The 9,167-nt window shown below is 70.2% G+C and carries 9 protein-coding genes; 3 read left to right on the top strand and 6 right to left on the bottom strand.

The genetic code is table 11. The features are described from left to right. Positions 1 to 881 (bottom strand): serine/threonine-protein kinase (locus HII36_RS29480; RefSeq protein WP_173526532.1); only part of this gene is annotated, 881 nt, incomplete at its 3' end. Positions 882 to 970: 89 nt separating this feature from the next. Continuing rightward, the gene (gene pepN, locus HII36_RS29475; protein WP_173526531.1) at positions 971 to 3,529 is read right to left on the bottom strand and encodes an aminopeptidase N; all 2,559 of its coding nucleotides are present in this window, start codon (positions 3,527 to 3,529) and stop codon (positions 971 to 973) included. 90 nt (positions 3,530 to 3,619) lie between these two features. Here pepN and HII36_RS29470 point away from each other — a divergent pair, with 90 nt between their 5' ends. After that, the gene (locus HII36_RS29470) at positions 3,620 to 4,240 is read left to right on the top strand and encodes a mycothiol-dependent nitroreductase Rv2466c family protein (protein ID WP_173526530.1); all 621 of its coding nucleotides are present in this window, start codon (positions 3,620 to 3,622) and stop codon (positions 4,238 to 4,240) included. Positions 4,241 to 4,428: 188 nt separating this feature from the next. After that, positions 4,429 to 5,832, top strand: a complete 1,404-nt coding sequence (locus HII36_RS29465; RefSeq protein ID WP_173526529.1) for an aldehyde dehydrogenase family protein — start codon at positions 4,429 to 4,431, stop codon at positions 5,830 to 5,832. A 114-nt stretch (positions 5,833 to 5,946) separates the two neighbouring features. Here HII36_RS29465 and HII36_RS29460 read toward each other — a convergent pair whose 3' ends face one another. Together HII36_RS29460 and def are read right to left on the bottom strand one after the other, a co-directional pair. Then, a complete protein-coding gene (locus HII36_RS29460) occupies positions 5,947 to 6,645 on the bottom strand; it encodes an SDR family oxidoreductase (RefSeq protein ID WP_328807949.1) in 699 nt (232 codons plus the stop codon). Positions 6,646 to 6,685: 40 nt separating this feature from the next. Continuing rightward, complete coding sequence (gene def, locus HII36_RS29455; RefSeq protein ID WP_173526527.1) at positions 6,686 to 7,171, bottom strand: peptide deformylase; 486 nt, start codon at positions 7,169 to 7,171, stop codon at positions 6,686 to 6,688. A 90-nt stretch (positions 7,172 to 7,261) separates the two neighbouring features. On the opposite strand from def, the gene HII36_RS29450 reads away from it, so the two are divergent. After that, positions 7,262 to 7,729, top strand: a complete 468-nt coding sequence (locus HII36_RS29450; RefSeq protein WP_173526526.1) for a ribose-5-phosphate isomerase — start codon at positions 7,262 to 7,264, stop codon at positions 7,727 to 7,729. A 26-nt stretch (positions 7,730 to 7,755) separates the two neighbouring features. On the opposite strand, the gene HII36_RS29445 is transcribed toward HII36_RS29450, so the two are convergent. Together HII36_RS29445 and HII36_RS29440 are read right to left on the bottom strand one after the other, a co-directional pair. Continuing rightward, positions 7,756 to 7,902, bottom strand: coding sequence for a hypothetical protein (locus HII36_RS29445; protein ID WP_173526525.1), 147 nt, complete (start codon positions 7,900 to 7,902; stop codon positions 7,756 to 7,758). A gap of 29 nt (positions 7,903 to 7,931) precedes the next feature. After that, a complete protein-coding gene (locus HII36_RS29440) occupies positions 7,932 to 9,158 on the bottom strand; it encodes a GNAT family N-acetyltransferase (RefSeq protein WP_173526524.1) in 1,227 nt (408 codons plus the stop codon). Positions 9,159 to 9,167: the final 9 nt, after the last annotated feature.

Here is a 9,167-nt window from a genome sequence, read left to right as displayed (position 1 = left end):
GGCGAGGCCGGCGGGGGCGGGAGCGGCGCGGTACGGGTGCCGGGGGACGTGACGGCCCGGCGGGCGGCCGCGCCCATCGCCGCCGCCGACGGCCAGCGCCGCTCGGGAGCCTTCTCCAGCGCCCGCGCCACCACCTCGCGCACCGCGGGCGGCACGCTGTCGGGCAGCTCGGGCACGGGCGCGTTGAGGTGCTTGAAGATGATCTGCACGGGGGTGTCGCCCTGGTACGGCAGCCGCCCCGTCAGGCACTCGTACGCCATGACGCCCAGCGCGTAGACGTCGACCGCCGGGGTCACCTCGCCGCCGGTGGCCATCTCGGGCGCGCAGTAGCCGGCCGAGCCGAGCATCGTGCCGGTGGCCGTGAGCTGGGCGGCGGAGACCGAGTGCGCGATGCCGAAGTCGGTCAGCGCCACGGAGGTCCCCGAGCCCGTGGACCTCGCGCGCACCATGAGGTTGGCGGGCTTGACGTCGCGGTGCACGATGCCGTGCTCGTGCGCGGCGGCCAGGGCGTCGGCCACCTCGGCGACCAGCCGCATCGTGGCCTCGGGCGCGAGCGGCTCGCGGCGCAGCACCTTGTCGAGCGACTCGCCCTCGACCAGCTCCATCACCAGGTAGCTCACCTGGCGCTGGTCGACCACGCACGAGCCGTAGTCGTAGACGTGGACCACGCCGGGATGCCGCAGCGTGGCCATGGCCCTGGCCTCGTTCTGGAAACGCTGGGCCAGGGCGGGGTTCTCGGTCAGCGCGGGAGCGATCACCTTGACCGCGACCGTGCGGCCGAGCACCCGGTCGTCGGCACGCCAGACCTCGCCCATGCCGCCGCCACCGAGGCGGCCGGTCAGCACGTAGCGGTCGTTGAGTATGGTCCCCGCGCCGAGCACGTCTTCGAGGCTAACACCGTGGCCTCGATGCGTTCGCCCATTCCCGGCGGGTGCCGCCCAGCTCGGGCGGCACCCGTATGAAGGTGTCCCTAGCGGGCGTCCCTGGCCCGGTTGCGCAGGGCGCGCTCGACGCCGTCGGCGCCTTCCAGGATCATCCGGCGCAGCGCCTGCGGCGGCTGCTCGGCCGACAGGAAGTCCTGCGCCGCCTGCACCGTGCCCGGCTCGATGAGCAGGGCGGGGAAGCAGCCCACCGCGAACGTCTGCGCCTGGTCGAACGTCCACTCCTGGTAGATGCGGCCGACCTCGGCGAAGTACCTGTCGCGGAACGGGACCAGCAGCTCGGGGTGGTGCGGGTCCTGGAATCCGGCGACCGTGGTGCGGGCGATGTGGTTGGCCAGCTTGCCGCCCACGATCCGGCCCCAGGCCGCCTCCTTGGCCTCGGCCGTGGGGATCGCCGCGCGGCACTGGGCCGCCGCGCGCTCACCGGTCGCCGTAGGGTCGCGCTCCAGCTCGGCGTCGATGTCGGCCTCGGTCAGCTTGCCGCCGGAGACGAGGGCGTGGACGAGCGTCCAGCGCAGGTCGGCGTCGACGCTCAGCCCCTCGGGCACCGCGGTGCCGTCGAGAATGCCGCTGACGACGGCCAGGTCGGCGTCGGAGGTGCCCGTCGACGCGAACGCCTGCAGGAAGGCGAGCTGGTGGTCGGAGCCGGGCTCGGCGCCGCCGAGCAGCGAGCGCAGCTCGGTGGCCAGCAGCGCCAGGCCCTCGGCCCGCCAGGCCGGGTCGGCGTACTGCTGCGCGGCCAGGCGGGCCTGACGCAGCACGCTCTGCACGACCGTGATGTCCTTGACCGTGCCGATGCCGGAGATGACGAGCTTGACGTAGTCCTTGGTGGACATCTCGCCGTCGCGGGTCATGTCCCAGGCGGCCGACCAGCACAACGCGCGCGGCAGCGACTCGGTGAACGCGGCGATGCCGCCGTCGACCAGGGTGCGCAGCGAGCGCTCGTCCAGGCGGATCTTGGCGTAGGTGAGGTCGTCGTCGTTGATCAGCACCAGGTCCGGCTGCTGCTCGCCTGCCAGGTCCGCGACCGGGGTGCGGGCGCCGACGACGTCCAGTTCCACCCGCTTGGTGCGCACCAGCTGTCCGCCGGTCAGGGTGTACAGGCCGATGGCGACGCGGTGTGAGCGCAGGGTGGGGTAGTCGGCGGGGGCTTCCTGCACCACCTCGAAGGTGTCGAAGCGGCCGTCGGTGAGGGTGAAGGACGGGCGCAGGGTGTTGACCCAGGAGGTCTCCAGCCATTCCTTGGACCAGGAGGACAGGTCGCGGCCGGAGGTGCGCTCCAGCGCGCCGAGCAGGTCCTTCAGCTCGGTGTTGCCCCAGGCGTGCTCGGCGAAGTAGTCACGCACCCCGGCCAGGAAGTTGTCCAGGCCGACGTAGGCCACCAGCTGCTTGAGCACCGAGGCGCCCTTGGCGTAGGTGATGCCGTCGAAGTTGACCTCGACCGCCTGCATGTCCGGGATGTCGGCGGCGATGGGGTGGGTGGAGGGCAGCTGGTCCTGGCGGTAGGCCCAGGCCTTCTCCACGTTGGCGAAGGTGGTCCAGGCGCCCTTGCCCCAGCGGGTGGCCTCGGCCTGCGAGAGCACGGCCATGTAGGTGGCGAACGACTCGTTCAGCCACAGGTCGTCCCACCAGCGCATGGTGACCAGGTCGCCGAACCACATGTGGGCCATCTCGTGCAGGATGGTCTCGGCGCGGCGCTCGACCACGGCGTCGGTGACGCGGGAGCGGAAGACGTAGTCCTCCAGGAAGGTGACGCAGCCGGCGTTCTCCATAGCGCCGGCGTTGAACTCGGGTACGAACAGCTGGTCGTACTTGCCGAAGGGGTAGCGCACGCCGAAGACGCGGTGGAAGAAGTCGAAGCCCTGGCGGGTGACCTCGAGGATGTTGTCGGCGTCGAGGTGTTCGGCCAGGGAGGCGCGGCAGTAGACGCCGAGTGGGATGCCGTCGTGCTCGTCGGTCACCTTGTGGTAGGGGCCGGCGACCAGGGCGGTGATGTAGGTGGACATCACCGGCGTGGGCGGGAACTCCCAGCGCTTGGCCGCCTGGACGGTGCCGTGCCTGCCGGCGTGCTCGGGCAACTCTTCGACCGCGCCGGCGGCCGCGTTGGAGACGACCTCCCAGCTCGCCGGGGCCAGCACGGTGAGCTGGAAGGCGGCCTTCAGGTCGGGCTGGTCGAAGCAGGCGTACATGCGGTGCGCGTCGGCCGTCTCGAACTGGCTGTGCAGGTAGACGTTCTGGTCGACCGGGTCGACGAAGCGGTGCAGGCCCTCACCGGTGCGCATGTAGGTGCAGTCGGCGTCGATGAACAATTCGTTGTCGGCGGCCAGCGAGGGGAGCGGGAAACGGCCCTTCTCCGCGTCATAGGCGGAGACGTCCAGGTCGGCGCCGTTGAGCGTGACCCGGCGGACGTTCGCGCCGTGCAGGTCGATGAAGGTGGAGGCGCCGGGCTGGGCGCTGCTGAAGCGCACCGTCGTGACGCTCTCGAAGCGCTCGTCCCCCTCTGTCAGGTCGAGTGACACCTCATACGACTCGACCTTCAACAGCCGGGCGCGCTCGCGAGCTTCGTCCCGAGTCAGGTTGCCTGCCAAGTTGCGCTCCTTTTCACCACTTCATTGGGGTTTGTCGGTATCTTCCCATGCTGGGAATAGGGCACGGACACCCTCAGGTTATGGCCACACATGGCTGAGAAGATTCCCGTGGACCTGTGGTTCGATCCTTTCTGCCCCTATGCCTGGGTCACGTCACGATGGCTTCTCGAAGTGGAGAAGGTTCGCCCGATCGAGCCTCGCTGGCGCGTAATGAGCCTCAATGTGCTCAATGAGGACAAAGAGGTCTCCGACGCCTATCGCGCCAGGATCGGCCGGGCCATGGAGGTCGTCCGGGTGGTCGTCGCGGCCGCCGCGGCGCACGGCGACCAGGTCATCGGCCCGCTCTACACCGAGCTGGGCACCCGCTTCCACAACCAGGGCCTGCTCAAGGCCCCCGAGAGACTCCGCGCGACCGTCGAGGAAGCGCTGGAGTCCGCCGGGCTCGACCGCGCGCTCGCCGCCGAAATGCGCTCCACCCGCTGGGACGCCGACGTACGCCGCTCGCACACCGAGGGCATCACCCTGGTCGGCCAGGACGTCGGCACCCCCATCATCCGGGTCGGCGCCAACGCCTTCTTCGGCCCGGTCATCACCGCCACCCCCAAGGGCGAGGAGGCGGGCCGGCTCTGGGACGCCGTCGTCGCCGTCACCTCGTTCGAGGACTTCTTCGAACTGAAGCGGTCACGCACCCGCGACATCCGCTTCGACTGAGGCCCGCCGCGGCCGTCGAGCGGGACGACATCGAACGTCGGAAAACACGCAGCGGGGCGACACGCCGTGGTTCCGAGGAAAGATCGTCGTACTCGGAGTGGAAGAAGGGTGTAGTCGGTGTAGAGGACTCATCCCGTGAATCAACGTGCCCTCGCCAAGTGTCAAGGAGGCGCGTAAGGATGGTTGCCATGCGGCACCTCTACATAGGTGGCTCCTGGACAGCATCCGCGTCAGACGAGCCCATCGAGGTCGTGAACCCGGCCACTGAAGAGATCATCGACCACGTGCCCGCGGGCACCGCGGCGGACGTGGACGCGGCGGTCCGTGCCGCCAGGAGGGCGTTCCCCTCCTGGGCCGACACGGCCCCCGCCGAACGCGGCAAGCTGCTCGGAAACGCGGCCGAGTTGCTCAAACAGCGAGCCGACGACATGGCAAAGATCATCGCAACGGACATGGGCTCGCCGCTCGGTCTCGCACTGAAGGTGCAGACACTGCTGCCGGCGACCGTCCTGTCCTCCTATGCACAGCTCGCAGAGAGCTACCCGAGGGAGTCGCGTATAGGGAATTCTCATGTGATCAAGGAAGCGGCCGGCGTGGTCGCCGCGATCACGCCGTGGAACTACCCGCTGCACCAGGTCATCTGCAAGGTGGGCCCGGCGCTGGCGGCAGGCTGCACCGTCGTGCTCAAACCGAGCGAGGTGGCGCCGCTGGCCGCGTACGCGCTGACCGAGATCTTCGCCGAGGTCGGGCTGCCCCCGGGCGTGCTCAACCTGGTCAGCGGGCGTGGTCCGGTCGTCGGCGAGGCCATGGCCACGCACCCGGAGGTCGACGTGGTCTCCTTCACCGGCTCGACCGCGGCCGGACGCCGCGTCTCGACGCTGGCGGCGGAGAGCTTCAAACGGGTGTCGCTGGAGCTGGGCGGGAAATCGGCCGCCATCGTCCTGCCCGACGCCGAACTGGCGCTCGCGGTCAAGTTCGGTGTGGCCAACTGCCTGCTCAACTCCGGCCAGACCTGCTCGGCCTGCACGCGGATGCTCATCCACCGCGACAGGTACGACGAGGCCGTGCGCATCGCGGTCGACACCGCGCGCACGTACATCGTCGGCGACCCGTTCAACGAGAACACCAAGGTCGGCCCGCTGGTCTCGGCCGCCCAGCGTGACCGCGTCATCCGCTACATCAACCGAGGTCAGGAGGAAGGAGCGAGACTGGTGGCGGGCGGCACGGACAGCCCGCTGGCCAAGGGCTACTACGTCGAGCCCACCATCTTCGCCGGCGTCGAGCCGGGGATGACGATCGAGCAGGAGGAGATCTTCGGCCCGGTGCTGGCGATGATCCCCTACACGTCCGTGGACGAGGCCGTGGAGATCGCCAACGGCACTCCGTACGGTCTGTCCGGCGCGATCTGGTCGGGCAGCGAGGAGTTCGCCATCTCGATCGCCCGCAGGCTGCGTACCGGGCAGGTGGCCATCAACGGCGGCCAGTTCAACCCACTGGCGCCGTTCGGCGGCTACAAGCAGTCGGGAATCGGCCGTGAGCTCGGCGAATACGGGCTCCAAGAGTATCTGGAGTTGAAGTCGCTGCAGCTCTGACGGCTGCGCCTCGTCGACCGCATCTCTTCGATCGCTCCTGATGGACGGCGGATCGCGCCGGCGTGTCCCCTGGGCCGGGACGCGCCGGCGCGAGACGTCGTCATCAGTCATCCGTCAGACGATGAGGCCGCCAGAGGCGTGCAGGTTCTGCCCGGTGACCCAGCGTCCGTCGGGCCCGGCCAGGAACGCCACCACGGCGGCCACGTCATCGGGCTCGCCGAGCCGCTGCAGCGCGGTGAACGTCGCCGTACGCTCCAGCGCCTCCGGCGGGTTGGTGCCGCGCAGCAGGTCGGTGTCTGTGGCGCCGGCCGAGACGATGTTCACGGTGATGCCCCTGCCGCCCAGCTCACGCGCCGCCACCTTGGTGAACTGCTCCACCGCGCCCTTGCTCCCGCAGTAGAGCGTCAGGCCGGGCGCGGGCACCGCGGTGTTGACCGTGGAGAGCGTGATGATCCGGCCGCCGTCGCGCATCGCCCTGGCCGCCCACTGCATGGCCAGGTAGACGGCCCGGGTGTTCACCGCGAACACCCGCTCGTAGTCGTCGTCCGTGACGTCCGTCAGCGCCTTCTGCCCGGTGATGGCGGCGTTGTTGACCAGGATGTCGATCCCCGGCAGCCGCTCCCGCGCCTCGGCCAGCAGCCGGTCGAGGTCTTCCCGGCGTCCCAGGTCGGCCCGTACCGCGTGGGCCCCGGTCTCCTTGGCGACCTGCTCGGCCGCCTGCGTCGAATGTTCGTAGCCGAAGACCACCTCGGCGCCGTCGCTCGTCAGCCGCTCGACGATGGCCCGCCCGATGCCTCTGGAACCTCCGGTCACTACTGCGCCTTTTCCCGAAAGTACGGTCATACCCGCCAAGCTATGCCTTCAGGAGAATCTTGCGCGCCTCGTTCCTGGGCAGCCGGTCGACGAACAGCTTGCCGTCGAGATGGTCGGTCTCGTGCTGGAAGCAGCGGGCCAGCGAGCCGCGGGCCTTGATCCGCAGCGGCCGCCGCAGCCGGTCGACGCCCTCGACCGTGACGCCGGCCGCGCGGGCGAGCGGGGCGTAGATCGGACGGCCGCTCTGCCGGTCGGGCACCGACAGGCAGCCTTCCTCGTCGAGCACCTCGTCCGGGTCGTCCACGGTCAGCACCGGGTTGATCACGTGTCCCTTGCGCCCGCTGATGTCGTAGACGAACAACCGCCGCGACACGCCGATCTGCGGACCGGCCAGGCCCACGCCGTGGACCGCGTACATGGCCTGGAACATCTCGTCGATCAGCTTGCGCAGCTCCCGGTCGAAGGACGTCACCGGATCGGCGGGCGTACGCAGCACCGGATCGCCGACCGCGCGGATCTCACGCATGGACTTCAACTCCCGTAAGGACTGGACAACGATTTGAGTCCTTACTCTAGTCAGCGAGCCCCGACGGCGGGGCTGTGGAAGACTGGGCGCGTGCGTGTCTACATCGGTGCCGACCATGCCGGCTATGAGCTCAAGAACCACCTCGTGTCCTGGCTCAAGGACCACGGCCACGAGGTGACCGACTGCGGTCCCTTCGTCTACGACGCCGAGGACGACTACCCGGCGTTCTGCCTGCGAGCCGCCGAAGGCGTCGCCGGCGACCCGGGCAGCCTGGGAGTGGTGATCGGCGGCTCGGGCAACGGCGAGCAGATCGCCGCCAACAAGGTGCGCGGCATCCGCGCGGCGCTCGCCTGGAGCGAGGGGACCGCCAAGCTCGCCCGCGAGCACAACAACGCCAACGTGGTCAGCGTCGGCGCGCGCATGCACACCACCGAGGAGGCCACCGGGTTCGTGGCGGCCTTCCTGGGCACCGCGTTCTCCGGCAGCGAGCGCCACAGCAGGCGCATCGCGCAGCTCGCCACGTACGAGACGATCGGCCAGCTGCCCTCGCTGCCCTGAACCGCCTGATTTTTCCCGCCCGGGCGTCAGGTCTTGCGCTTGGCCTCGCGCCTGGGCATCTCGTCGCGCAGGGGCCGCCGGTCGGCGGCCTCCTGCTGCTCCTTCGACGGCTTGGAGACGTCGCGAGCGCGCATCGCGATGATCGCCGTGATCTGGAGACTTTGCAGCGCCATGCGACGAGCCTACGTCAGACGGGCCCGGGTCAGAAGACCGTTCCCGCCCACGGCTTCGGGCTCCAGGACATCGCGGTCGCCAGCGTGCGCACCGCGCCCGGCGAGTGCTCGCGCAGCAGTCCCGCGCCGGCCAGCTCGGCCAGCATCCCGTCCCCCAGGTACGCCGAGCCCAGCGCCGACACCGGCAGTGTCACGTCCGGGGCGTCGTCGACCTGCTTGCACGTGGCCGAACCCGGGTCCGCGGTGAGCCGCCGGCGCCCGGCGTTCCACGGGCACACGTCGTCCTCGACCTCGATCACCAGGTCCACCGGGGCGGCGTAGGACCTGGCGGCCAGCGCCTTGTCCACCTCGACCAGCCGTACCCACAGCTCGTCCGACACGCCCGCGCGCAGCTGCCGCTGGTCGGCGAGCAGCGCGACGATCGGGTCGTCCACCGGCCTGGCCCCGCTGACCTTGGAGACCAGGTCGCGATCGAGCACCGCGCGCCACAGCAGCGCGGTCGCGGCCGGGTCGATCGATTCGAGCTCGCGCAGCTTCAGCTCGCTGTCGGGGATGCCGTCGTCGTCCCACGACTGCTTGATGCGGAACAGCGCGTAGCCGCGCACGCCCTGGTCGTCCTCGGCGATGACGCAGCGCAGCGAGCCCAGGCCGTGCTGGTCGTGCTCCTCGTCGGCCAGCACGTCGTCCCAGAACCGCGCGTTGCGCGCGTAACGTCCTGGACGCAGGGGCACGGCGGCGGCGAACAGCCGCTCGAGGTCGGCCCGGACATCGGCGGGCCTGGCGATGCGCAGCCTGAGCGACGGGTCGGACGGCGTGCCCGCCACGAAGGCCGAGCCGGGCTTGTTGATGCGGAAGGCCAGCGAGCTCGCCGCCCTGCCGTAGCCGTACCTGCCGTAGATGGCCGCCTCGGAGGCGTACAGCGCGGCGACGGACTCGCCCCGCTCGCGGACGTCGGCGAGCTGCCTGCGCATCAGCGACGACAGCACGCCGCGGCGGCGGTGCGAGGGCAGGACGCTGACCCCCGTCACGCCCGCGACGGGCAGGGGGCCGCCGGGGACGGTCATGGTGAACGAGAAGACCGACGTGACGCCCACGGCGGTCTTGTCGTCGAACGCGACCAGCGTGCGGTCGAACTCGGTCTGCGCCTTGAACCGCTCGATCTGCTGGGGATGCGGGGTCCAGCCGAACCCCTCTTCGAGCACCTGGGCGAAGGCCGGCCACTCGGACTCGTCAATGGGACGGATCGGATACGTCATTCGTCCACG

It is taken from the genome of Nonomuraea antri (assembly GCF_013283785.1).
Classification (GTDB): Bacteria; Actinomycetota; Actinomycetes; order Streptosporangiales; family Streptosporangiaceae; genus Nonomuraea; species Nonomuraea antri.
The sequence above is the reverse complement of the archived record's forward strand: the minus strand, read 5'-3'. Positions and strand labels throughout refer to the sequence as shown.

Bases quoted from the DNA above. Each gene is read 5' to 3' on its own strand.
- HII36_RS29445 (WP_173526525.1), bottom strand. From the start codon at position 7,902: ATGGCGCTGCAAAGTCTCCAGATCACGGCGATCATCGCGATGCGCGCT.
- def (WP_173526527.1), bottom strand. From the start codon at position 7,171: ATGCGTGAGATCCGCGCGGTCGGCGATCCGGTGCTGCGTACGCCCGCC.
- HII36_RS29440 (WP_173526524.1), bottom strand. From the start codon at position 9,158: ATGACGTATCCGATCCGTCCCATTGACGAGTCCGAGTGGCCGGCCTTC.
- HII36_RS29465 (WP_173526529.1), top strand. From the start codon at position 4,429: ATGCGGCACCTCTACATAGGTGGCTCCTGGACAGCATCCGCGTCAGAC.
- HII36_RS29470 (WP_173526530.1), top strand. From the start codon at position 3,620: ATGGCTGAGAAGATTCCCGTGGACCTGTGGTTCGATCCTTTCTGCCCC.